Source organism: Nesterenkonia sp. HG001 (assembly GCF_034438835.1).
Taxonomy (GTDB): Bacteria; Actinomycetota; Actinomycetes; order Actinomycetales; family Micrococcaceae; genus Nesterenkonia; species Nesterenkonia xinjiangensis.
On sequence record NZ_JAOSZD010000002.1, the window covers coordinates 323,985 to 345,612 of the forward strand.

Below are 21,628 nucleotides of genomic sequence, written 5' to 3' on the forward strand. Positions count from 1 at the left end.
GGGCATCACTGGTCCTGTGCGAGGGTCGGCGACACCGTGTGCCCCAGCACGCGGGTGGTGCTGGGAGGTGCTCATGGTGTGCGGGCTGCTTCTCTGTCTCGGGTGCGTTGGGCGTCGCGTGCGATGCGTGCCCGGTTCTGGCGGCGCCACCTGCCCTTGGCCCGGCTGGTGGGCCAGTTGTGGGCGCGGCGGAGGGCGATGGGCTGATTGCGGGGCTTGTTCGCTGGCATGTGGGTCATGCTGTCCCCGCGCTGGTCAGTGGTGGGGGAGGGGCGCCCCCAGGCCCCAAGGGGACAAGGCCCGGGGACGCCAGATCATGGGAGGCGCGGCCGTCAGAACGGGGGCTCTTCGGCGGGCCAGCCGGATCCGCCGGAGCCAGCGGGCTGTCCTCCCCAGGGGTCCGCGGACTGGCCCCCGAACCCGGAGCCAGCACCGCTGGTGGCGTCGTAGGTGTTCGCCGCACCACCACCGAACCCACCGGACCCGGTGCTGCCGGAACCTCCGGGGCGGTGTCGTCGCACCTGCCCGGTCGAGAAGCGCAGGTCCGGGCCGATGGTCTCCACGTCCAGCTCCCATGAGGTCCGCTGGTTGCCTTCCTTGTCCTCGAACGGACGGGACTTCAGCTTGCCGGTGGCGACCACCGGGAGGCCCTTCTCGCTGAGGGTCTCAGCGGCGTTCTCGGCTAGCGCCCGCCAGCAGGAGAACCGGATGAAAATGGTGGGCTCGTCCTCCCACTCGTTGGTCTGGCGGTTGAACTTCCTGGGGGTGGAGGCGATGGTGCCGTTCGCAACGGCGGCACCGGACGGGGTGAAGCGGAGTTCCAACGGACCCGTCAGGTTGCCGGTGATGGTCAGCGTGTTCATGCTCATGCGGGTGTTCTCCTGAATGCTCGTGAGTGCTGGTTGGTGCGGGTGCGGCGCCGGTGCCGCCTGGCGTCCATGAATCGGGCCAGAGCCCGCATGTTGTGCTGGTCCTCAGGGCGGGGCATCTCCTCAGGGGTGGTGCCCGCTTCCACAGCGTCCAGCCCGTGGAGGATCCGGGCCATGTTGGACCGGTGAGGGACGGTGACCCCGTTGGTGAGGCCACGCATGATGTCCCCGGAGACGCCGATGGTGTCGGCGAGGCGCTGGGCAGACCAGCCGCGCTGTGCGATGATCCTCAGCGCCCGTCCCTGGGCCTCATCCGCCTCAGGTGTGAGCGGTCGTTTCACTGGTCGGCGCCTTTCTCTGTGGTGGTGGAGAGCATCGGCATCAGGAACGCCCACAGTGCCTCGTTCAGGGCACTCCCAGTGGCGTTGAACTCGGCGCCGTGCTCGTGTTCCGGGATGGTAGCCAGCAGTGCCAGGCCGGTTTCGTCCTGCCCGTTGGCGAACGCGTTGGCCGCCTGAACAGCGACGGGCAGATGCTGGTCGTCTTCGTCGTGCTGGCTGAAGATGATCGCCTCGGCTTCCTGCAGGTCGTGCCCCTTGGCCATGGCCAGCAGCCGAGCGGAGCGGGCTGCCATCCGGGCGACGCACTCGATCCCCTCGGCGGGCGTGAGTCCCCGCTTGGCCAGGGTCCTGGCGGTCTGCTCGAGGTTCCCCGTGGCGGCGAGCAGCATCACGTGTGCCTGCTCTTCGCGGGACAGGGAGATCAGCGCGTTCATGCGGCCGCCTCCTCCTCGGTGGTGGTCTCTCCGTTGATGAGGAGCTGCAGCATCTGGTCGCCCTCGGTCTCGGTGAAGTCCTGCCAGCGCTTCACGGTGCGGCCGATGGTCTCCATGGCCCAGGGCCCGGGCTTCGCGGTCGGGTCCTTCTCGGTCAGCAGGGACTTGATCTCGTCCCAGGTCTGCTGCTGGATCGGCCCATCACCAGCCGTTGCGTCCTGCGGGGCGGTGTCCTCTGCCGGATCCTCGGCGGGGGTGGGCTCGGTGGTCTCCTGCTCGGCCGGGGGCTCCTCCTTGGCGGTCTTCCCGGTCGACTTCGACTTGGTGCCGCTGGTGCTCTTGGACCGGCTGCTGCGCTTGACGGTGGTCTTCGGTGCCTCGTGGACCTCGCCGAGGTCTTCGAGCTCGATGTCCTCGGCCGAGTACGGCATGCCGGCCAGCACGTCCGGGAACAGGTTCCGGCAGGCTTCCATCTGCGCCTTCGCGGTGAGCATCGCGATCGGGTCGCGCTGGTAGAGCGGGTTGGAGTCGTACCCGGCCTGCTTGGCGCGGCTCATGTCCCAGGTGAAGGTGTGCCACTCGCGGGCGCCCTTGCGGCGTGCCCGGACGGTGACGCTGTTCTGGTCGGCGTGGGTGCGCTCGACTTCGTGGCCGTGGGACATGCTGATCCCGACCGCGGTGCGGGCGTACATGGCCGGCCGGCCGCGTACGGTGAAGATGTTCTGCACGCTGGCCAGCGGGTCCAGGCCGAGGGACTTCCCGGCGAGGATGATCACTGCGGCGTCGGCGGCGACCTGCTCGGCGGGCTTCGGCTTCTTGTTCTCGATCGTCAGGGAGTCGGGCAGGAACCGGGAAGTCGCCAGCGCGGTGCCGAGCTTGTGCGCGGCGTCGAGCTCGGCCGCCCACTCTGCGATCTGCACAACGCTGGACGACGACTGCCCGGTGGGCGCGAGAGCGGGGCTGGTGCTGTTGAAACTGGTCATCTCGGTCATGGTGCTTCCTTCCGGTGGTCAGGCCGCCGCCGTGGTGGCGGCGTCCGTGGTGGTGGTCTCGGGGGTGGTCAGGGGGTCTTTGATGAGCCGGTCCCGCTTGGTCTTGGTCTTCGCGGTCGCAGCAGCGTGCAGGAACATCTGGAAGTGCTCTTCGAGCTGGCGGGGTGTCTGGGCCAGCGTGTAGAGGCTCGTGCCCAGGGGTGCGGCCCCGTACCTGGCGGCGGACCCGTCCCGGTGCGTCGGGGTCACGTGGGCCACGTAGGTGGCGGCGATCTCGGGCATGGGGGTCTCGGTGTCGAACCCGTCCACGTAGAACTCGGCCCTGCTGTACGCCGCCGTCTGGAGCGCGGTCTCGCCATGGACGCTCTTGGAGGTCTTGAGGTCGATCTGCACTAGTTCGCCGCCGGCCAGGTGCGGTGAGGTGCACAGCAGGTCGAACATGCCCGCGTACCAGTGGGCACGGTTCGCGCATGGCCGCTCGAACAGCACGGGGGTGATCTCCCACGCGTCGAGGAACTCGGCGTACCCCTCAACGAAGCTGGCCAGCAGCGGGTCTGAGGTTTCGACGGTGCCGTGCTCGTGGAGCTGCTCGGCAAGAGCGTGGACCGCGGTGCCGGTGACCCCCGCGTCGTCACGGCGGCGCATGTGCTCCCGCTGGGCGCCGCGGATGATCGACTCATCCGCCATGGTGGCCAGCTCGTCCTTGTGCTCGGCTGCCCACTCTCCGGCGGTCGTCGCGGCCCACCAGATCAGGGCCTCCTTCGGAGTGCCGCCGGAGATCAGGCTGGTGACCCCGGTGACGGGCTTGCCGTCGAGCCGGTACCGGTGCGCGGCCGGGTCGAAGGTGAGGCTCATAGTGCGCTCCTGTCCATGCTGGTCTGATCACCGATCAGCCCGAGCAGGCCGATGGTCGCGATCGCGGCCCCGGAGAGGGCCAGGCCCGCGTCGTGGAAGTTGAAGAAGTAGATACTGGTCCCGATGGCGGCGAGTGGTGCCCACAGGCGCATCTTGCGGCGGACGTGCGCCGGCCGGTGCCGGGCCACCAGGTCCGTGTGGGTGACACCCATCAGGCGGCCTCCTGGACGTAGACGCCGTCGACCAGGTGCGCGGTCTCGTCTTCCTCGTGGTGGAGGGGGCAGCAGTCCTCGGCCTCGTGCTCTGCGATGAACAGGTCCAGCTCTCGGTCGCCCCCGTGCCGGGGGCAGTGCTCACCGTGGGGGACTGCCAGGGCGGTGCACTTGTCGTCCTCCCGGAACCAGTGGCCGCACTCGATGTCGTCGGCGGTGCAGGTGGTGGTCATCGGTCGTCCTCCTTCTCCAGGTGCTCGGCCAGGCGGGTCAGGGTGTGATGGATGCCCTCGGCGAAGGTCGCGAGCTCAGCGGCCACGTCGGCCGTCTTTCGGATCTTCCGGCGATCACCGAGGCGGCATGCCGTCTGCAGGTCCTTCATCCGGGTTTCTGCGGCCGTGACCTGAGCGCGCAACAGCTCGTTCATGGCGTCCACGTCGATGTCGGTGGTGTCCTCGGGGCTCATGCCGTCACCTCCTCGGTCGGGTCGAGCATCGCGACCAGATAGATCACGATCCCCGGCACGGAGACGCGCCTGGAGCGCAGCAGATCGAGCGCGTAGTGGTAGGTGAGCTCTTCGTTCAGGGTGGTGTCGCGGGGCATGGTCAGCGCCCTTCCTCTCCTGTGTCGTGGTGTGGTTCGGGTGCGGTACTGACGGGTTGGGGTGTTAAGCTGGAGGCGGTTCACCGGGTGGTTCCGGTGCGCTACTGACGCCGAGGCCCCTGCCCCTACCGGGTGGGGGCCTCAGGTCTTCCCGGGCCCCTTCAGAAGGGGTCCGTCTCGTCGTCGGGGGTGGGGTGGCTCCTGCGGCCGCCGGCGTCCTCGAGGTACTGCTCGATAGCGGCCTCATGGGAAGCGGAGAACAGCATCGTGGAGCGCTTGCTGCGCGGGGTGATCCGCGTGTACTCCCCGGTGTTGTGGGCGAGGTCACGTAGCGCGTCGACGCTGATGCCGAGACGGTCAGCGACCGGGCCGATCCGCTCGAACCGACGGACCCGCTTAGGCGGCGCATGCGTCGTCATAGACACTCACCTCCCCGTTCGCGGCGGCCGCCTCAGCGACCAGGTCCGGCTCCGTGACGACCCGCAGGTCACCAGCACCAGGGGTTCCCAGGAGCAGGCCTGTCACCCGGGTGAAGTCCGGGGTCCAGATGAAGTGGAAACTGATCACGATGCGAGCTCCTTCTGTGCTGGGGCGAGCAGCTGGCGCAGCATGTCCAGCCCCTTGCCGGTGATCCGGACCTGCGGGGCGCTGGAGACGCGCATCTCGCCGGTCTCGAAGTCGCGGAACGTGCGCGCCTTGGCGACGAAGAGTCCCTGCTCGAGACACCGCTGGTAGACGTGCGGCCGGCCCTTGGCGTCGCGGTACAGGTAGCCGAGCTCCACCAGGAGGCGGAAGAGCCGCTTCTCGCCGATGACGATCTCCTGGTGCTCGTGCAGGACCTTCGCAGCGTCGTTGAACGACCAGGACCCGGACGACCCGACGATGGAGTCCCACGCCTCGGCCTTCGGGGCGAGCTCCGCGATCTGCTCGTCCTTCTCGGTGAGCATCTTCTGCGCGTCGATGACGGCCAGGGCCAGGCGCTCCTCACGCGACGGGGGCACGTCGATCTGCTGGCGTGCGAGCCGGTCGAACTCCTTGACGAGAGCGACCTTGAACGCGACGACCTTCTCGGTGTTGCGTGCCAGCGTCAGGATCAGGGTGGCCTGCTGCTCATTCAGCAGAGCGACCCGCTTCTGCTGGGTGCCGCCGGGGGTCTCGAAGGGTCGCGTTTCAAACGCGACCCCTCCGAACTCTTCGAGCTGGGCGGTGTACTTGCCGACCGCCTCCAGGACGTTCTTGTGCTGGATGTCCGCGCCCTGGGCGATCGCCTCGGACGTGGTGAACAGGTCCCCCTCGGAGGAGCGCTGTACGATCGTGGGTGAAGTCATTGACTACTCCTTGTCTTCATGGGCCCTCAGCTGTTGCCGCAGCTGGGGGCCCTTCTCATGCCGCCGAACGGCGATCCGTATATGTCTCGCGGGAGACGGTACACACTTCGTCAGAGAAGAGGCTGGACCACTTCAACTTGAGGACGTTCGCGATGGAGACGGCGACCTGGGCGCGGACAACGTCTCGCGCGCCCGAGTGAAGGTTGCCGATGGTGGACCGCTTGGCGCCGATGGTCTTCTGCCGGCGACGGCGGAGGTCTCGCTGCACTTCCTCACTGAGGGTGCGGACTGTGTAGCCGCGGTCGTCGATCATTGTCCGGAAGATCTCGGCGTCTCGCAGGCGGACGATGCGGTCCTGCTCGTTCTTGACCATGTTCACCTCCCTGGCTGGCCGTGTAGCTACACACTACACATATTGGACACGGTTGTCCAACCTCTCTGTGCGAAAAGTGCCGAAATCATGCGGAATAGGGCGGTTACACGCGTGTAATTCTTGGACACTTGCGTAGGATAGGGCCTTGCTAGCTCCCGATATTGGACAGAGAGTTGACCCGTGACAGACAAGCTCCCGCAGCGAGTGCGGCAGGCGTTCATCCAAGCGGGGTACATCAACCCCCGCAACGGAGAGCCCTCGGTCCGCTCGCTCACCACGGAACTCGGCCTCAACAACGCCACGGTCAGCCGGTACTTCTTCCAGCAGTCACGGATGAAGATCGAGACCCGACAGGCGGTCGCGGAGGCCCTGGGCTTCGACGTCGCCGAGATGGACGAACTCATGTCGGGTCAGGGTGCTACGCCGTACCAGCCGCCCGAGACAGCTCACAGGCTGAGCTTCCGGAATCGTCGTCTCGTTGACCAACTGATCAACGCCCTCGCAGAGGCAGACGACGAGGAGGTGGTGGAGGATGAGGACGACTCCGCCCCCATGAACGACGAGCTGGCCCACCGCCGGCAGACACCCGAGAATGAGCCGGTGGACCATGCTGAGCTCTACGGGCACGCCGCCCACCCAGAGCAGCACGAGATCGCACACGACGAGCTGCCCTCAGAGGACCCCTGATGGCCAAACGGAACTACAAGGGCACTCCGGGGTTGGCTGTTCGCGAACTACTGGCCTCAGACGACGGGACAAGCGACCTCTACGCGGGCACCGCATCGGTCTATGTGAAGTGTGGCGATCCAGTCGAGCATCCCGCTCCACTGCACGAGTACCTCGCCAGCCGCCTGGCCCACTCGTTGGGCATCCCAGTCCCGTTCGGTGAGCTGGCCGCCATCAGGGGAAGTGACCGAGCGTGGGCCTCCGCGGTAGTGGGAGCAAGCGGCAAGGGAGCCCCACCCGGCGACGTCGCCAAGGCAGCCGCCGCAGAACCCCACGTGTTCGCCGGAATCTGCGTGTTCGACGTATGGATACACAACGTCGACAGGTGGGAGGAGAACATCATCTGGTCGCCAGAGATGGGGCTCTGGGCGATCGATCACGAGCGCGCCTTCGGCGAGTTCAATCCACGCACGGAAGAGTCTCTGCAGGAACATTTCGACGCAGTATCCGTTCCCTTCCAGCGTGAATCGGTGCTCCCCAGGTCCGAGTTCGCTGACCGTTGGGCGAGTCTGATCCGGCAACACGGGCCGTACTGGGCCAAGGTCGCAACGGAGGCCGCCCACAGGCGCAAGCTGGCGAATCGGCCCGTCCTGAAGCAGTACGAAGAGTTCTTGTCATACCGTGCTTCTACGATCTTTAGCCTCACCAGTAAGGCGTTCGGCTTCTCGCCTGGACTCTTCTGAGGCCCATCCGCCCTGGGTGCGCTTCGAGAAAATACCATCCGAACGGAAGCCCGTTGAAGAGGCTGACACATTAGGGAGGCGCGATGCCTGCACACTGGTACCTCTTCCAGTACATGCATGACCTTCGTCGTCGCGAGCCCAGAAACGTCGGGGTCGCGCTTCATGCCGACGGGCACTGGCACTTCCAGTTCTTCGGCCAGCGAGGCGACGGCAGCATCGACGGCCGCCGCCTCGGTGCCCGTGGACTGGACAAGGACCTCTACGAAGACTGGATCAGGTATTTCCAGCGGAAGGCCCAAGAGGGCACCTGGGAGGATGCACTGACGCTTGGACAGCGGAGACCAACGAACTTCGCCGTCCGTCCGGGCGGGACCATCCTCGACGACCACTCCATGTGGGACGTCACGCTGCACACCCTGTACACGGAACTGGTGGACGAGCCAGCTACGACCCGATCACTCGTGGATGACGTCCTGGACCTCTTCCGGTCCCTGGATGTGGAGCCGGCGCGTGACATCAAGCTGCCCGGCAAGTGGAGCGACGACAGCAGGGAGGATCGCATCCCCTTCAGTTTCGGCGTCAACGGGACCGCGCTGCCTGTGGATGCCGTTGCAGACAGGCCGCAGGCACTCCAGGCACTTCGCGGACGTATCGACGCAGTCGAGCGGGTCGCCAGCCCTCGTGCCATCATCGCCGTGACCCGCCGCGATCTCGACCGTGAGGAGGAGATGGAGCCCCTGATCCGGTCAATCGAGAAGGACGCTCAGGTACTCGATCTCAACATGGAACAGCCAGAGCGGGAGCTCGCCACCCTCCTCGAGACGTATACCTGATAGACCGACCGGGGTGCATAGTTGAGCAATGCATTCTTGTCACCCCCACCACGTACCGTCTTCCCATGGACTTGCAGAAATTCGCATCGCAGATGGGAGTGCGGGTCCATGAGGTCCACGGCCTCGACCGATGGGGTCGATACCACCACCCGACCCGGCGGATCACCCTCCGCGCTGGGATGGGGGCGGTGCAGTGGCGATCGACGCTCGCACACGAGCTCGGCCACGCGCACTACGGCCACGACGGGGACTGCCCGAAGCTCGAGCGGCAGGCCGACGCCTACGCCGTCTGGCTCCTGATCAGCCCACAGGCATGGGAGGAAGCCACCCGGGTCCACTGCAGCCCGGTCGCCGTCGCCAACGAGCTTGGCGTCCTCCCCAGACTGGTCGAAGCAGCCGCAGACTTCTACTCGCACCACAGAATCCGTTCACTCGCACCCTGAAAGGACCCACCATGAGGACCTCTACACAGCTGGCCGGCACCGCACTAGCCGCCCTCCTCGCCTTGACCGCCTGCGGCGGCGACACCGAGGCCGACGCCGAGAACACAGATGAGGCTGCAACCGAACAGCCCACCGATGCTGACGGCCCTGCAGCCGAGGAACAAGACGCAGCCGCGGAGGAGCCGGAAAGCCGCGACGACGGACTCAACCCCGAAGCTATGGACCTTGTCGAGCGCGAGAACGAGGTGTTCGAACGCTTCCTCGACGCAGTCGGAACGGAGGAAGAGGCTGAAGTCCAGTCTGAGCTCGAGGAGATCTACGACGAACTGGACGAGTTGTATCCGGACATTGAGTCGGTCGAAGACTTGCCGCCCGAGCTCCAGATGCTCGGGTTCCTCCAGTACCTTGTGGACCGGGGTGTCTCGATCGACGAGCTCATCGGAGACTCGTCGACGGGCCAGACGACCGATCCCATCGACGCTGAGCTAGGGGAAACACTCGACGTTGACCAGGGCCCGTTCGTCGATGAGGGAGATTACGTCGGAACCCTGACCCTCAACGACATCACCCGCGACTTCCAGGGCGAGGGGTGCGAGGAGCCGACGAATGGAGAGTTCGTGGCCCTTGACATCACCATCGACGCCCACGAGGACGTAAGCGACGTATTCAGCGTGTCAGAAGGCGACTTCTACGTGATCGATGAGAACGACACGATGCTCCGCAACGAGATCGTCAGTTACGAAGGCTGGCTCTGCGCTGATCGTAACGGGAGTTTGCAGTACGCCCAGCCGGGCACGAACACGACTGGACTTGTCGTACTGGATATGCCCGCTGGACAGACCGGCACCCTGGTCTACGCCGGCGGTGTCCATGACATCCGCTGGGACCTGTGAGTTATCCACTACACCTCCCGCCCCGCCCCTGTCTTGTTGGGGCGGGGCGGACCCGTCAGTAGCAGAATGGACCACCATGGACACCACCACACCCACCACCAACCCCGTGGCCGACCTCATCGAGACCCTCCGCGGAGACCGGTCAATGCGGCAACTCGAGGACGACTGCGGCGGCAACCCGCCCCGGAAGACCATCACCCGCTGGCTGGACGAGACACCCGAGCAGATGCCCACCCGCTCCCAGATCGAAGGCCTCGCCCGCGGACTCAGGGTCAAGCCCGCCGTGATCGTTCAGACCTTCGGGCTGGCCATGGGCCTCTGGACTGAGTCTGACTGGGGACAGCCCCAGCACCTCATCCTCGACGGTTGGTCCGACCTCACCCGCACCCAGCGCACCGCCGTCGCGCAGATCGTCCGCGAACTGCAGACCGCCAACACCCAGACCCCGGGGTGACTGATCCTGGTGCTCGAGGACTGGAACCACCCCCGTACCCCTGCCGATGACGCGATCCGAAGGATCAACACCGAGGAGCTCTACCGGCGCCGCCAGGTGCGCGGCCGAGACCTCAACGACTGGCACGCCGAACTCCGCCAGTGGGAGGAAGCCGGCCTCTACGAAGAGGTCCTCTCGCTGCTCGGCGAGATCACCCACGCTGTCGAGACCCTCGCCCAGTATGACTCCCGGGAGCCGCAGGCCTACTGGTACCTCTACGCCGCCCGCATCCTGAAACTCCAGGGGGAGGCACGGGCGGCAGAAGTGCTGCTGATCCGGTGGCTCGACCACTGGCCGGAAGACCGGCCCCAGTACCCATCGCACCGGGCCCGGGTGGAAGCAGCGATCAGGGCTCTTCGAAGGTGACCCCGGCGGTGTCAGAGTCATCCCACGTCACGATGTTGGTCTCCTTGTCGTCCCAGGTCTCCCCAGCGGCGTCCTCCCAGGCGTCCCAGGTGGTGCGCACGTCCTGGACGACGAGCACGTGCCCGGCCGGGATCACCCCGGCTGCTCGAATCCGCTCCTCGAGCAGCCCGTAGTCGGCCCCGGGGACGTCGTCCTCCGCCACACCGATCACCAGGGTGAACGGGTAGGACGCTGAGGCCAGGATCTGCACCTGGCCACCTTCGTGGAGGAACTCACGGACGGCCTCGGCGATGTGCCGGCGGGTCCCGACCCCGTGGGAGCCGGACGCGATCTGCGCCCGGATCCTGTCCCGCAGCGTGGCAGGGGGTGCCTGCCGGCGGTGTTCGGACATGCCCAGCAGCCAGCCCAGCCACGGCAACAGATGGTCCGGGGTGTGATCCGGGTCCAGCAGGCGGCCTTCCCACATGTCGGAGTTCAGGTCGCGGGTGCGGCCGGCGATCTGCCCGATGCCGTCCATCCACCGTAGCAGCGGCACCGCCCCGGCCTCCGGGTTCTGCTCGCGGTCAGCGATCCGCCAGGCGCGGGGGAGACGCCCCCACCAGTCCCGGGTGAAGTCGTGCACCTCAGCCTGATTCTCAGGAGACACCGTCACCCCTCCTGCACCGTAACGGTCAGCTGATCCACTGATGGCAGTGGAGCCACACCGTCCAGGGACATGTCGGCCGGGGCAGAGAGCACCTGGGCGACACCCTCGACCTGAGAGACCTCGGAGACCAGAGCGAACTGCCTGACCATGTCGCCCCATCCCCACCGGGCCGGCGACAGCCACGACTGCACCCGCTCCTCGACTGCGTCCTCGACGTCCTCAAGGTTCGCCCCCGGTGCAGCCCGCACTTCGAGGGTGATGTCCAGGCTGGTGTAGGTGGGTTCGATGATGTGGATGATCAGTGACGCCATGGCCTGCTGCTCCAGGTGGTGCTTGACCTCGCCCATCTGCCCAGGGGTCAGAGGTTGTCCGTCGTTGTCCGCCACCGCGACAGTCACGTGCCCGGGAGACTCCCCGGCTTCGGGGTCAGTCGGGTCGTAGACGTCGATGACGCGGGCCCGGCCGACCTCGGGGAGCTCCACGGCGGCCTGCTGGAAGTGGTCCGGCAGCACCAGGGTGGACACCAGCCGGCCCAGCATCGCGGAGGCCCGCGCCTGAAACGCGGCGTCCGACTCGACGTCCCGGCCACCAGCGGTGGGGGTGTCCAGCTGCACGTGCTCGAGGAACGGCAGGTTGTCGACCATCTCCAGCGTGCTCCCGGCCGGGATTCCGTTGAAGCCGGCGCCGGCCTCGACCGCGACGATCTCCTGCAGCCCGCTGGTGGACTCCTGCGGCTGGATCTCCAACCGGCCCGTGGTGGTGAAGTCCACGACCTCCCCGGTGGAGGCCATAGTGGTGCGGACCTGGGTGCCCTCCGGCACCACATAGAGGGGCTGAGACCCGGAGGCCTCGAACCGTGCGACAGCTCGCGTCGACGCGCCCTGGTCCCGGTCAGTGCCGTAGAGCCGCATTAGCTGCTCCAACAGCTCAGTTGGAGCCTGCTGGACCGCGAAGGACAGGATCGTGAGCATCTGCGCCAACGACTCCATCAGAATGACTTCCGTATGTCCTGCCCTGGGTTCCCACTCTGGGATCGCCACCTGAGCGTGCTCGATCGCGGCCTGCACCAGGTCCTCTTCGGTGATGGACTCCAGCAGGTCCGGTGACACCGGGGCCGGAGCATCTGGGGAACCGGTCGTGGTGCCGTCGAGTTCGGGAAAAGGCTCGGTCACAGTGACTCCTGATCAACGGGCTCGCGGGACCAGCTGAGGACATAGCTGGACTGGGTGTCGGTGAGGGGTTCCTCGTCCAGGATGTCGATCGTGACCCCGGGCGGCCCGAACTCGGCCAGCCCGGTCTCAACGTCGTTGAGGGTGATCCCCACCCATGTGGGGTCGGGGATGCCGAAGTCCGGCTCCATGGGCCGCTCCCCGATGTGGGTCAGGACCAGCGCGGCCAGGAGCTCCTCGACCTCTTGATCGGACCCGTGCAGTGCCGTGGCGACATGCCCCTGTGGGGTCAGCCGGAACGGGAACGAGATCACACCATCAGCCATGCCCCCATGGTGGGCGTCCGTAGGCCGGGGGTGGGGGAGGGGCCTACCAGTCCACGGCTGCCGCCGCGGCGTAGTCGTCCTCCTGAGTCATCCGGGCGTACACCCCCAGCGTCGTGGCGGGGGACTCGTGGCCGAGACGTTTCTGCACTACATCCACCCGGACCCCGGCCTGGAGCAGGTGTGTGCAGTGCGCATTGCGGATCTCTCGCACCCAGGGCCGCTCCGTGAGAGTGCCATCCTCGATGAGTCGGTCAACCAGCGGATGCCAGACGGACCGGTGAAAGCGGGAGGAGGTCAGGACCCCGCCGGCGCTGTTGGTGAACACGAGATCATCCGGGGAGTGTCCTCGGGTGCGGTCGGCCAGCGCGTCGGCGAGGTCGGCAGGGATGCTGATCAGCCGGGATGAGCGGCGGGTCTTCGGGGTGCCCAGGATGACGGTGCCGTTGGCGCCCCGCTTGAAGGCCTGCCAGACGTGGATCACGGATCGATCCCCGTTGAGGCGCAAGTCCTTCACCCGGAGCGCGATGGCCTCGCCCCACCGCATGCCCGTGGCGGTCAGCGTCCAGATCAGCAGCGCATACCCGCGGGGCGTGACCCTCTCCCGCAGTGCTTTGAGCTGGTCGACGGTCAAGAGCACCGGCTCTCGGTCGGGGAGGTCGATGTCTTTGCCCAGTGCGCCTTCCGCGGGGTTGGCGGTCATCTTCCCCTCGCGGGCCTGGGTGCGGTAGGCGGCGGAGACGATGGCGACCAGGTTGGCCCGGGTCTTCCAGGATGCGGGGTCACCGGACTTGGTGGTGATGCCGTCGAGCCATCCGCGCACGTCCTTCCGTACGGCGTCCTCAGCGGCGGTGGTGGCCAGCTGGGTTCCTTCCAGGTGCCGTTCCATGAGTCGGCGGTAGTTGCCTCGGGTGCCCTCGGTGATGCCGATCAGCTCGGTGAGGTGGTGCTCTACGATGTCGGCGACGGTGGGGGCTCGTCGGTCGGCTGCTTTCTTCGCTTGGGTGGCGAGCTTGAGGCTGTTGCTGTTGGCGTCGAGGAAGTCTTTGAGGTCCTGGGCGCGCTGCTGGGTGGTGAACGTGCGGGACTTGAGTCCGAGGTCGGGGTCTCGCCATACGACGGTGTGAGCGGCGGACCCATCCTTGCGGGTGCGAGTGCGGATGGTGGCCATGGCCTATGAGCGTAGGCGCGGCCGGTGACATCTTGCTGGTGTCTTGCCAACAAATCGGCGGTTCTCGCCAACAACGCGAAGGCCCCTGACCAGAAATCCCTGGTCAGGGGCCTGCTCATGAGCGGAGCGCGTGGGATTCGAACCCACGGTGCGGGGTTGCCGCACACCGGTTTTCAAGACCGGCTCCTTCGGCCGCTCGGACAGCGCTCCAGGTCGATGACACATCGGTGGACCACCCAGCCGGGCGGGCGTCGCCGGTGGCCGCCTACCAATGTGAAAACCTAGGCTCAGACTATACGGGAGACGGTGCGCCGCTATCGAGTCGGGCACCCTGAGCAGGCGCCGAGTGATCGGAGCCGCGGAGAGAGGATCGGCCATGATCGACTTCACCGCTGAGCAGAACGCCCGCACCTATTCCGGCCGCCGGGCACATCCCAGCTGGGCGGAGCACGTGCGCGCGCTCGTGGATCCCCGTGGTGCCGACGTCGTGGACATCGGCTGCGGCGGAGGGATCTACAGCCGAGCCTGGCGGGACCTCGGAGCGGACAGCGTGATCGGGGTCGACGCCAGTGCTCCCATCCTGACCAGTGCGGGCGAGGACCACCGTGACGACCCGCGGATCAGTTTCCAGCAGGGCGACGCGCTGGCGACCGGGCTGCCGGACGCCAGCGCCGACGTCGTCTTCGCCCGCGCCCTGGTCCACCACCTGCAGGACCTGCAGGCCTTCACCCGGGAGGCGCGGCGGCTGCTGCGCCCTGGCGGCACGCTCATCATCCAGGACCGCACCCTCGACGACGTGTCCCAGCCTCCCGACGTCGACCTCCCCGGTGGGGCGCGCCACCTGCGCGGCTGGTTCTTCCAGGAGTTTCCGAGCCTGCTCGAGGTGGAGGCGGCTCGGCGTCCCGAGGCCGTCGCACTGCGCCAGGCACTGCAGAACTCCGGCGCGCAGGTCGAGACCAGCACGGTGTGGGAGGTCCGTGCTGAGCATGCGGACCGGGAGGCGCTGATCGCTGACCTGGCCGCCCGCACCGGGCGCAGCATCCTGCATGAGCTCGACGACGCCGAACTCGCCCGCCTGGTGTCTGTGGTGCGGGACAATCTGCCCCCAGGCCCGGTCATCGAAACGGACCGGTGGACCCTCTGGGCGGCCCGCATTCCCGCAGCCGACTCCCAGCAGCTAGACCCCCACGCATCGGCTGGCCACGAATGACGGTATCTCGGGGTCCGCGCCGGCGTGTCCCCGCCCAGATCCCGTCAGATGTGGCCAGCGGACCACGATGAGACGTCCCAGAGCAGAAGGAGCAGCATGCGAGCAGTCGAGTACACCGCAGCCGGCGGCCCGGAGGTCATCCGCATCACCGAGGCGGCGGATCCCGTCCCCTCTGCTGGGGAGGTGCTCATCGAGGTGGCCGCCTCCGGGCTCAACCGGGCCGATGTCATGCAGCGCAGTGGCGTCTACCCGCCTCCGGCCGGAGCCTCGCCCATCCCTGGTCTGGAGGTCTCGGGGCGCGTGGTCGCCGCAGGGCTGGGCAGCCCGGCGGCCGTGCAGGAGCTGGTGGGCGTAGATGTCGTCGCGCTGCTGGCCGGTGGAGGATACGCGGAACGGGTCGTCGTCGACGCCCGGCATGTGCTGCCGGTGCCGAAGGGGGTCGACGTCGTCGACGCGGCCGGGCTGATCGAGGTCGCCGCCACCGTGCACTCCAACCTGCGCGGCGAGGCGGCGGCCGGTCCCGGGGACACGGTGCTCGTCCACGGGGGCACCGGCGGGATCGGCACCTTCGCGCTGCAGTTCCTGCGCGCTCTCGGCGCCACCACGCTCACCACGGTGGGCAGCCCGGAGAAGGCGGAGCTGGCGCGCAGCCTCGGGGCGGACCACGTGATCGACTACCGGCAGGAGGACGTCCGCGCCCGAGTGGAGGAGATCACCGGGGGTCGCGGGGTGGAGGCGATCCTCGACGTTGTCGGGGCCAAGTATCTGGAGGCGAACCTGAAGAGTCTGGCCTCCGGGGGTCGGCTGGTGGTGATCGGGCTGCAGGGCGGCAGGAGGGCCGAGATCGACCTGGGGCTCATGCTGGCTCGCCGTCTGCGGATCATCGCGACCACGCTGCGCTCACGTGACGCCGAGACCAAGGCTCGGATCATCGCCGGGGTGGGGGAGGAGGTCTGGCCGGTGATCGAGGACGGCGGGATCACCGTGCAGACGGACCGGGTCTTCGCCCTGGAGGATGCCGCCGCCGCCCATGAGTACTTCGACAGCGGGGCCCACACCGGCAAGGTGCTGCTGCGCCCATAGGCCGCACCGCTGCCGACGTCCTGGTCGACTGACGTGGGTAGACTTGCTTCTCGTCGAGCAGAGTCAGCCGAACAGAGTCTCCGGTGCGCAGCCGGCCAAGCACACAGGTGGAGGGATGCATGAAGCTCTTTGCGCGTCATCGCCGTGACCGCCGCCTGGACAAGGACCTGGGGCGCGGTCTCTGGCGACAGGCCCGGGACCGGTTCGCCCGCGGCCTGGACCGCTACCACCAGGTGATCGAAGGCGTCGAGGACGACGCCGTGCACAACCACCTGGTCGCCATCGGCGACGAGCTCGCCGAACAGCTCCCCAGCGTCCAGGTTCTCTGCACCCATGCTCACCGGCTTTTCCCCGGGGAGGGGATGGACATCCCCGGACGCGCTTCCGAGCTGCATTCCCAGCTCTCCAAGGCCGCCAACCATATGGCCACCACTGCCGAGGCTGCCGCCATGGTGCGGCTGGGCAGCGCGGAGATCGTCGCCGTGCGGCGTCGCGCCGACAGGGTGCTGTCCAGCCTGCAGGACGCCGAAGCCGCGTTGGAACGCATCCGCTGAGGTGGTCCGGACGGGATGATCTGTGTCTGGTGATCGTCTCGGCGCTGACCTATACTCACCGAGCCGGAGACAGAACGCCCTTCCGGCGGGCATGCTGCACAGGACGCCAAGGAGCTTGACCGGATGAGCACCACCGACCACCGTGCTCTCGCCGAGGACATCCTCGACGGTGTCGGTGGGGCCGACAACGTCACCTCTGCCGCGCACTGCGCTACCCGGCTGCGGCTGGTGTTGCGCGACCCAGCCGCTGTCCGCACCGAGACTCTCAAGGCGCTGCCCGGGGTGGTCACCGTTGTCAAGGCCCACGGTGAGCTGCACGTGGTCACCGGAGAGGGGACCGACCTCGTCCACCAGGAGCTGGAGCTGCTGACCCGCCGTTCAGTCGGCTCGGCCCCGGACCTGGAGTTCTCCACTGCGGTGTTCTCCGTGCGCGGACTGGGCGGCCGCACCATCGCGATGCTGTCCGCCGTCTTCGCTCCGGTGATCTGGCCGCTGGCCGCCGCCGGTCTGCTCAAGACCGCAGTGGTGGTGCTCGGCCAGCTCGGCTGGCTGGACCCCGACGCCGGCACCTTCACCGTGCTGCACGCGGTCTCGGAGGGGATCTTCCTCTTTCTGCCGCTCTTCCTGGCCGTCACCGCCGCTCGGCGGTTCGGCGCTCAGCCCTTCACCGCCATGGCGGTGGCCGCGGCACTGGTCTACCCCTCGCTCCTGGACCTCGGTGAGACCCAGTCTACGACGACGGGCCCCACGGGCTCCCTGCTGGGGGTGCCGTTCCCGATCATGGTCTTCGCGGCCTCGGTGATCCCGATTCTGCTGATCGTGCTGGCCCAGGGGTGGGTGGAGCGAACCCTGGACCGGATGCTGCCAGCCTCGCTGCGCAGCGTCGGCACCCCGCTCGTCACGCTGCTGGTGGTGGTCTTCGCCGCGCTGGTGCTGCTGGGGCCCACCGTCGTCATCGCCGGGGAAGGCCTGGTGGCCGCCGTCGAAGGCGTCCTGGGCTCCGCGCCCTGGCTGGCGGGGGCGGTGCTGGGGGGACTGTGGCATGTGCTGACCATCCTCGGGCTGCAGTGGGGCATGGTGGGCACCATCGCAGAGTCCGTCGGCGAGGAGACCTCCGGGGTTCCGACGACGGCGACGCTGCCGGCGGTCATCGCCGCCGCAGTGGTGGCCCAGGCGGGGGCCGCGATCGCGGTGTTGCTGCGCACCCGTTCGGCGGCCCGTCGGAAGATCGCCGGCGCGGCATCCGTGGCCGGGCTGGTGGGTGGGATCTCCGAGCCGATGATCTACGGGGTCACCCTGCCGCTGAAGAAGCCCTTCCTGTTCGGGATGCTCGGAGGAGCGGTGGGCGGCGCGCTGACCGCTTCCTCAGGTGCCGCCGCGGACCAGGCGGTGCCGCCCGCGCTGGCCGGGGCGCCGGCGATGGCGCCCCACGGCTCGGTGGTGCTGCTGGTGATCGGGCTGGGCGTGGCGCTGCTCATCGGCTTCCTCCCCACCGTGCTGCTGGTGGACAGGGAGGATCCGGACGAGGACCCCGACGCCGAGCCGGACCCGGAGCCGACGACCACCTCGACGATGACGTCGGTGGCACCCGCGGCCCCGTCGTCAGCGGACCGGAGCTCGCGCGCCGCCTCCCCCTCGGCCGTGGAGATCCTGGCTCCCATGCCAGGACGGCTGCTGCCCCTGGACGCCATGGAGGACGAACTCTTCGCCTCGGGCACGATGGGCGCAGGTGTGGCGATCAGGCCGGTCAACGGCCATGTCGTGGCGCCGGTCTCGGGAGTGGTGATCGCCGCCCCGACAGGAGGCTACGCCTACGGCATCCGCACCGACGACGGCATCGACGTGCTGGTCCACTGCGGCAGCCACACCCCGGCCCTGAAGGGCGAGGGGTTCACCCCCGCGGTACGTCGCGGGGACCGGGTGGAGGTCAGCCAGCCGCTGGTGGATGTGGACTTGGAGCTGGTGCACGGGGTCGGATTCGACGCCGTCACGGCCGTCGTGGTGACCAACGCTGAGGAGTTCGCCTCGGTGACGCCGGCCGAGGTGACGGAGGTCGAGCCCGGTGAGCTGGTGATGACCGTCATCACCGGGGAGAAAGAGGACCCCGACCGCGCAGCGCAGGAGCACCCGGGAGAGGGGTCCGAGGACGTTCACACCTGAGGCCGGCGCATCCTCAGCCGGTCCTCCTGGCGGATCCTGAAGTAGTCCGCCGGGCCGCCGCCGCGCAGTAGCGGGTCAGCGGCCGCCGTCTGGTAGACGCCGTCCTCGAGCAGGCGCTCTTCGATGTGGACCCCGACGACCTCGCCGAAGACCATCCGCGCCGGAGTGGCTTGCCCGTCGGCGTCGGTCAGGCGCAGGGTCTGGGTGCGGCGGCATTCAAAGACCACCTGAGCCTGGCCCACGTGCGGGACCCCGACCACGCGCGAGTCCTCTGGAGTGAGGCCGGCGAGCTCGAACTCATCGATCTCGGCGCTGACGGCGGCGGAGGTCTGGTTCATCTGCTCGCCCAGCTCCGCGGTGACGAGGTTCCAGCAGAACTCGCCGGTGGCCTCGATGTTGGCGACGCTGTCCTTGTGCCCGATGCTGGAGAACCCGATCAGCGGCGGAGTGTAGTTGAACGCGTTGAAGAAGCTGTACGGGGCTAGATTGAGCCGCCCGTCCGGCGACTGGGTGGACACCCAGCCGATGGGTCGCGGACCCACGATCGCATTGAAGGGGTCATGGGGCAGGCCGTGGCCGGTGGTCGGCTCGTAGAAGTGTGAGGGGCGCACAGGCGCGAGCGTAGCACCCGGTGGTGGCAGCTCCGCTGCGGCAGTGCGGCAGTGCGGCAGTGCGGCCGTGCGGCCGTGGGCGAGCTGGGCGTCGCCGCTCAGACGGAGGCGAGCAGCCCGGCCTGGCGGCGGGCGACGTCGACCAGGGTGACGCGGTCGAGCCGGTCGATCTCCTCGGGGCGGAACCACGCGACGTCGTCGGTGGAGCCGCCCTGCTCCACCCGCAGGGAGCCTCCGGTGATGCGCGCCCGGTAGATGATCCGCAGCGCCTGCAGGGGCGTGCCGTGATGCTCGGCCTTCCGCCTGTTCCCGGGGATGACGACGCTGTCCACGCCGAGCAGATCGTCCAGCTCGACGTCGTATCCGGTCTCCTCGAGCACCTCGCGCACCGCAGTGTCGGCCGGATGCTCTCCGGGCTCCATGCCGCCGCCGGGCAGCGTCCAGCCGGTGCCGATGCCCTCGTCGCGCCAGTGCGGCAGCAGCATGCGGCCCTCGTCGTCGGTGATCACGGCGTACACGCCCACTCTCAGGTCCACGGTCCCGGACTCTACCACCGGGGCGGCACAGGTGGTCAGGGGCGGGGGATATGCGCGGACGGCGAGCCGGGTGCTCCCGGCCCGGTGCTTCTGGGCTGGTCTTCCTGGCCCTGTCAGGGCAGACCGATAGCCTCGGCTCATGCCGACCTCCCGCCGCGCTCCTCGACGCGCCTCGCCTAGAACAGTCCCGGTGCCGCACCCGCCCCGGCTCGATCTCCGTGCCCCGGCGGATCTGCTCCCCGGCGAGCTTCGCGAGCTGGTGGTCAGCCAGCATGCCGAAGGGCTGCGGTTCACAGAGCAGACGCTCACCGGGGAGGACCTCACCGGGGCACGCCTCGTGGAGTGCGAGCTCCTGGACGTCGAGCTGCAGGACGTGGCGCTGACCGGCGCCACCGTGGCGGAGTCGCGGCTGGTCCGGCTCACCAGCCCGCACCTGGCGGCGGCCCGGTCCACCTGGCGTGCGGTGGAGATCCTCGGCAGCCGGGTCGGGGTGGCCGAGCTCCACGACGCCGGGCTCTCTGAGCTGCGGATCGCTGACTCCAAGCTGGACCTGGTGAACCTGCGCGGCGCCTTGCTGACCGACGTCGTCTTGGATGGCTGCACGCTCACCGAGCTGGATCTCGGCGCGGCGAAGGTGCGCCGGATGCAGGTGCGGGACTGTGGCATCGGCACCCTGGACCTCACCGGTGCGGATCTGCAGCACGTGGATCTGCGCGGAGCAAGGGTGTCCCGAATCGTCGGTCTGGCCGGACTTCGCGGGACCACGATCAGCCCCGAGCAGCTCATGGACCTTGCCCCCGCGTTCGCGGAGCACCTGGGTCTGGACGTGCAGGACTGATGTGCAGGACCGACGGACAGGCAGGGGCGCCGGGGCTCAGCCCTCGCGTGGCCTCCCACGGGCGAACCCGCCCTCGGTGCTGAGGATCTGGCCGGTGATCCATTCCGCCTCCGGGGTCATCAGCCAGCCGATGAGCCGCGCCGGGTCATCCGGACGCCCGAACCGCCCACGGGGGAACATCGAGGCCACCCGCTCCCACGTCTCCGGGGTCATGTAGCCGGTGTCCACCGGGCCGGGGTTCACCGTGTTCACCCGGATTCCGGTCTCGGCGACCTCATCCGCGATCGTGGCGGTGATCCCCGCCAGGGCGGCCTTCGCGGCCGCATAGGCGATCTCGCCGGGCATGGGCCCTTCACCCTGGCCGGAGGTCATGAAGACGATCGAGGCGTCGTCGCTCGGTGTGTGATGGTGCAGGAATCGCTGCGCCAGCAGGATCGAGGCACGCGCGTCCACGGCCCAATGCCGGTCCAGCATCTGTTCCGTCAGCTCGCCGAGTGCGCCGTCGCCGCCGCTGAGCGCCTGGTTGCACACCAGTCCGTCCAGACCACCGAAGGTCTCGACGGCGGCGTCGATCACCCGCTCCGGCGCGCCGGTCTCGGTGAGATCGGCACCCAGCTCCTCGAGTCGTGCACCGGGTGTCAGGTGTGTGCCAATGCTGGCCATGACGGCGTCGAGGTCGTCGGCGCCATAGGGCTGTGCCGCGTCATGGGCGCGGTGGTGGTGGCAGAAGACATCAGCGCCATAGGCGGCCAGCCGGCAGGCGATCGCGTGCCCGATGCCGTCACGGCGGCTCACCCCGGTGACCAGCATCTTTCGTCCGCGCAGCGGCATCGGATCACGGGACAGGGAGGTGGGGCTGTGGGTCATGAGCCCATAGTAGGTC

The 21,628-nt window shown here is 68.2% G+C and carries 33 protein-coding genes and 1 tRNA gene; 12 read left to right on the forward strand and 22 right to left on the reverse strand.

What is annotated here, in order from left to right; genetic code table 11:
- Positions 1 to 71 precede the first annotated feature (71 nt).
- From ODE13_RS04300 to ODE13_RS04365, 14 genes are all read right to left on the reverse strand, one after another.
- On the reverse strand, positions 72 to 230 hold the full coding sequence (locus ODE13_RS04300; protein ID WP_322478129.1) for a hypothetical protein: 159 nt from the start codon (positions 228 to 230) through the stop codon (positions 72 to 74).
- A gap of 102 nt (positions 231 to 332) precedes the next feature.
- Positions 333 to 869 (reverse strand): single-stranded DNA-binding protein, encoded by a 537-nt coding sequence (gene ssb, locus ODE13_RS04305; protein ID WP_322478130.1) that lies wholly within the window; start codon positions 867 to 869, stop codon positions 333 to 335.
- A complete protein-coding gene (locus tag ODE13_RS04310; RefSeq protein WP_322478131.1) occupies positions 866 to 1,210 on the reverse strand; it encodes a hypothetical protein in 345 nt (114 codons plus the stop codon). Before ODE13_RS04310 ends, ssb begins: the two co-directional genes overlap by 4 nt.
- Positions 1,207 to 1,644: a hypothetical protein gene (locus tag ODE13_RS04315; protein WP_322478132.1), complete on the reverse strand. Its 438-nt coding sequence runs from the start codon at positions 1,642 to 1,644 to the stop codon at positions 1,207 to 1,209. The genes ODE13_RS04310 and ODE13_RS04315 overlap by 4 nt, the downstream gene beginning before the upstream one ends.
- Complete coding sequence (locus tag ODE13_RS04320; protein ID WP_322478133.1) at positions 1,641 to 2,636, reverse strand: hypothetical protein; 996 nt, start codon at positions 2,634 to 2,636, stop codon at positions 1,641 to 1,643. Before ODE13_RS04320 ends, ODE13_RS04315 begins: the two co-directional genes overlap by 4 nt.
- An 18-nt stretch (positions 2,637 to 2,654) precedes the next feature.
- A complete protein-coding gene (locus tag ODE13_RS04325) occupies positions 2,655 to 3,491 on the reverse strand; it encodes a hypothetical protein (protein ID WP_322478134.1) in 837 nt (278 codons plus the stop codon).
- A complete protein-coding gene (locus ODE13_RS04330) occupies positions 3,488 to 3,703 on the reverse strand; it encodes a hypothetical protein (protein WP_322478135.1) in 216 nt (71 codons plus the stop codon). Before ODE13_RS04330 ends, ODE13_RS04325 begins: the two co-directional genes overlap by 4 nt.
- Positions 3,703 to 3,936, reverse strand: a complete 234-nt coding sequence (locus ODE13_RS04335) for a hypothetical protein (RefSeq protein ID WP_322478136.1) — start codon at positions 3,934 to 3,936, stop codon at positions 3,703 to 3,705. Before ODE13_RS04335 ends, ODE13_RS04330 begins: the two co-directional genes overlap by 1 nt.
- Positions 3,933 to 4,169 (reverse strand): hypothetical protein, encoded by a 237-nt coding sequence (locus ODE13_RS04340; RefSeq protein ID WP_322478137.1) that lies wholly within the window; start codon positions 4,167 to 4,169, stop codon positions 3,933 to 3,935. The genes ODE13_RS04335 and ODE13_RS04340 overlap by 4 nt, the downstream gene beginning before the upstream one ends.
- The gene (locus ODE13_RS04345; protein ID WP_322478138.1) at positions 4,166 to 4,306 is read right to left on the reverse strand and encodes a hypothetical protein; all 141 of its coding nucleotides are present in this window, start codon (positions 4,304 to 4,306) and stop codon (positions 4,166 to 4,168) included. The genes ODE13_RS04340 and ODE13_RS04345 overlap by 4 nt, the downstream gene beginning before the upstream one ends.
- Before the next feature lie 161 nt (positions 4,307 to 4,467).
- A complete protein-coding gene (locus tag ODE13_RS04350; protein WP_322478139.1) occupies positions 4,468 to 4,725 on the reverse strand; it encodes a hypothetical protein in 258 nt (85 codons plus the stop codon).
- Positions 4,703 to 4,873, reverse strand: coding sequence for a hypothetical protein (locus tag ODE13_RS04355; protein ID WP_322478140.1), 171 nt, complete (start codon positions 4,871 to 4,873; stop codon positions 4,703 to 4,705). Before ODE13_RS04355 ends, ODE13_RS04350 begins: the two co-directional genes overlap by 23 nt.
- Entirely contained in the window at positions 4,870 to 5,634 is a 765-nt protein-coding gene (locus ODE13_RS04360; protein ID WP_322478141.1) for a phage regulatory protein/antirepressor Ant, read from the reverse strand. The genes ODE13_RS04355 and ODE13_RS04360 overlap by 4 nt, the downstream gene beginning before the upstream one ends.
- Positions 5,635 to 5,689: 55 nt before the next feature.
- Complete coding sequence (locus tag ODE13_RS04365; protein WP_322478142.1) at positions 5,690 to 6,007, reverse strand: hypothetical protein; 318 nt, start codon at positions 6,005 to 6,007, stop codon at positions 5,690 to 5,692.
- 180 nt (positions 6,008 to 6,187) lie between these two features.
- On the opposite strand from ODE13_RS04365, the gene ODE13_RS04370 reads away from it, so the two are divergent.
- From ODE13_RS04370 to ODE13_RS04400, 7 genes are all read left to right on the forward strand, one after another.
- Positions 6,188 to 6,694 (forward strand): hypothetical protein, encoded by a 507-nt coding sequence (locus tag ODE13_RS04370; RefSeq protein ID WP_322478143.1) that lies wholly within the window; start codon positions 6,188 to 6,190, stop codon positions 6,692 to 6,694.
- Positions 6,694 to 7,416: a HipA family kinase gene (locus ODE13_RS04375; protein WP_322478144.1), complete on the forward strand. Its 723-nt coding sequence runs from the start codon at positions 6,694 to 6,696 to the stop codon at positions 7,414 to 7,416. Before ODE13_RS04370 ends, ODE13_RS04375 begins: the two co-directional genes overlap by 1 nt.
- A gap of 83 nt (positions 7,417 to 7,499) precedes the next feature.
- On the forward strand, positions 7,500 to 8,249 hold the full coding sequence (locus ODE13_RS04380; protein ID WP_322478145.1) for a hypothetical protein: 750 nt from the start codon (positions 7,500 to 7,502) through the stop codon (positions 8,247 to 8,249).
- A 65-nt stretch (positions 8,250 to 8,314) separates the two neighbouring features.
- On the forward strand, positions 8,315 to 8,692 hold the full coding sequence (locus ODE13_RS04385) for an ImmA/IrrE family metallo-endopeptidase (RefSeq protein ID WP_322478146.1): 378 nt from the start codon (positions 8,315 to 8,317) through the stop codon (positions 8,690 to 8,692).
- A gap of 11 nt (positions 8,693 to 8,703) precedes the next feature.
- On the forward strand, positions 8,704 to 9,585 hold the full coding sequence (locus ODE13_RS04390) for a hypothetical protein (protein WP_322478147.1): 882 nt from the start codon (positions 8,704 to 8,706) through the stop codon (positions 9,583 to 9,585).
- A 76-nt stretch (positions 9,586 to 9,661) separates the two neighbouring features.
- A complete protein-coding gene (locus tag ODE13_RS04395) occupies positions 9,662 to 10,039 on the forward strand; it encodes a hypothetical protein (RefSeq protein WP_322478148.1) in 378 nt (125 codons plus the stop codon).
- 9 nt (positions 10,040 to 10,048) lie between these two features.
- Positions 10,049 to 10,444, forward strand: a complete 396-nt coding sequence (locus tag ODE13_RS04400) for a hypothetical protein (RefSeq protein ID WP_322478149.1) — start codon at positions 10,049 to 10,051, stop codon at positions 10,442 to 10,444.
- On the opposite strand, the gene ODE13_RS04405 is transcribed toward ODE13_RS04400, so the two are convergent.
- The 5 genes from ODE13_RS04405 to ODE13_RS04425 all read right to left on the reverse strand — a co-directional run bounded on the left by ODE13_RS04405 (position 10,425) and on the right by ODE13_RS04425 (position 13,963).
- Positions 10,425 to 11,090, reverse strand: a complete 666-nt coding sequence (locus ODE13_RS04405) for a phage tail protein (RefSeq protein ID WP_322478150.1) — start codon at positions 11,088 to 11,090, stop codon at positions 10,425 to 10,427. The genes ODE13_RS04400 and ODE13_RS04405 overlap by 20 nt on opposite strands.
- A 2-nt stretch (positions 11,091 to 11,092) precedes the next feature.
- Complete coding sequence (locus tag ODE13_RS04410) at positions 11,093 to 12,262, reverse strand: baseplate J/gp47 family protein (protein WP_322478151.1); 1,170 nt, start codon at positions 12,260 to 12,262, stop codon at positions 11,093 to 11,095.
- Complete coding sequence (locus ODE13_RS04415) at positions 12,259 to 12,585, reverse strand: hypothetical protein (RefSeq protein WP_322478152.1); 327 nt, start codon at positions 12,583 to 12,585, stop codon at positions 12,259 to 12,261. The genes ODE13_RS04410 and ODE13_RS04415 overlap by 4 nt, the downstream gene beginning before the upstream one ends.
- Before the next feature lie 43 nt (positions 12,586 to 12,628).
- On the reverse strand, positions 12,629 to 13,753 hold the full coding sequence (locus tag ODE13_RS04420) for a site-specific integrase (protein WP_322478153.1): 1,125 nt from the start codon (positions 13,751 to 13,753) through the stop codon (positions 12,629 to 12,631).
- Positions 13,754 to 13,875: 122 nt separating this feature from the next.
- Positions 13,876 to 13,963, reverse strand: a tRNA-Ser gene (locus tag ODE13_RS04425).
- A 166-nt stretch (positions 13,964 to 14,129) separates the two neighbouring features.
- Here ODE13_RS04425 and ODE13_RS04430 point away from each other — a divergent pair.
- From ODE13_RS04430 to ODE13_RS04445, 4 genes are all read left to right on the forward strand, one after another.
- Positions 14,130 to 14,963: a class I SAM-dependent methyltransferase gene (locus tag ODE13_RS04430; RefSeq protein WP_322478154.1), complete on the forward strand. Its 834-nt coding sequence runs from the start codon at positions 14,130 to 14,132 to the stop codon at positions 14,961 to 14,963.
- A gap of 96 nt (positions 14,964 to 15,059) precedes the next feature.
- Positions 15,060 to 16,046, forward strand: a complete 987-nt coding sequence (locus ODE13_RS04435; RefSeq protein WP_322478155.1) for an NAD(P)H-quinone oxidoreductase — start codon at positions 15,060 to 15,062, stop codon at positions 16,044 to 16,046.
- A gap of 119 nt (positions 16,047 to 16,165) precedes the next feature.
- Positions 16,166 to 16,600, forward strand: coding sequence for a hypothetical protein (locus ODE13_RS04440; protein ID WP_322478156.1), 435 nt, complete (start codon positions 16,166 to 16,168; stop codon positions 16,598 to 16,600).
- Between the two features lie 123 nt (positions 16,601 to 16,723).
- The gene (locus ODE13_RS04445) at positions 16,724 to 18,760 is read left to right on the forward strand and encodes a glucose PTS transporter subunit IIA (protein ID WP_322478157.1); all 2,037 of its coding nucleotides are present in this window, start codon (positions 16,724 to 16,726) and stop codon (positions 18,758 to 18,760) included.
- Here ODE13_RS04445 and ODE13_RS04450 read toward each other — a convergent pair.
- Together ODE13_RS04450 and ODE13_RS04455 are read right to left on the reverse strand one after the other, a co-directional pair.
- The gene (locus ODE13_RS04450; protein ID WP_322478158.1) at positions 18,751 to 19,371 is read right to left on the reverse strand and encodes a flavin reductase family protein; all 621 of its coding nucleotides are present in this window, start codon (positions 19,369 to 19,371) and stop codon (positions 18,751 to 18,753) included. The two genes, ODE13_RS04445 and ODE13_RS04450, sit on opposite strands and share 10 nt — an antisense overlap.
- Before the next feature lie 98 nt (positions 19,372 to 19,469).
- Entirely contained in the window at positions 19,470 to 19,907 is a 438-nt protein-coding gene (locus tag ODE13_RS04455; RefSeq protein WP_322478159.1) for an NUDIX hydrolase, read from the reverse strand.
- Between the two features lie 139 nt (positions 19,908 to 20,046).
- Between ODE13_RS04455 and ODE13_RS04460 the strand changes: the two genes are divergently transcribed.
- Entirely contained in the window at positions 20,047 to 20,745 is a 699-nt protein-coding gene (locus tag ODE13_RS04460) for a pentapeptide repeat-containing protein (protein ID WP_322478160.1), read from the forward strand.
- 36 nt (positions 20,746 to 20,781) lie between these two features.
- On the opposite strand, the gene ODE13_RS04465 is transcribed toward ODE13_RS04460, so the two are convergent.
- A complete protein-coding gene (locus tag ODE13_RS04465; RefSeq protein ID WP_322478161.1) occupies positions 20,782 to 21,612 on the reverse strand; it encodes an SDR family oxidoreductase in 831 nt (276 codons plus the stop codon).
- Between the last annotated feature and the right edge of the window lie 16 nt (positions 21,613 to 21,628).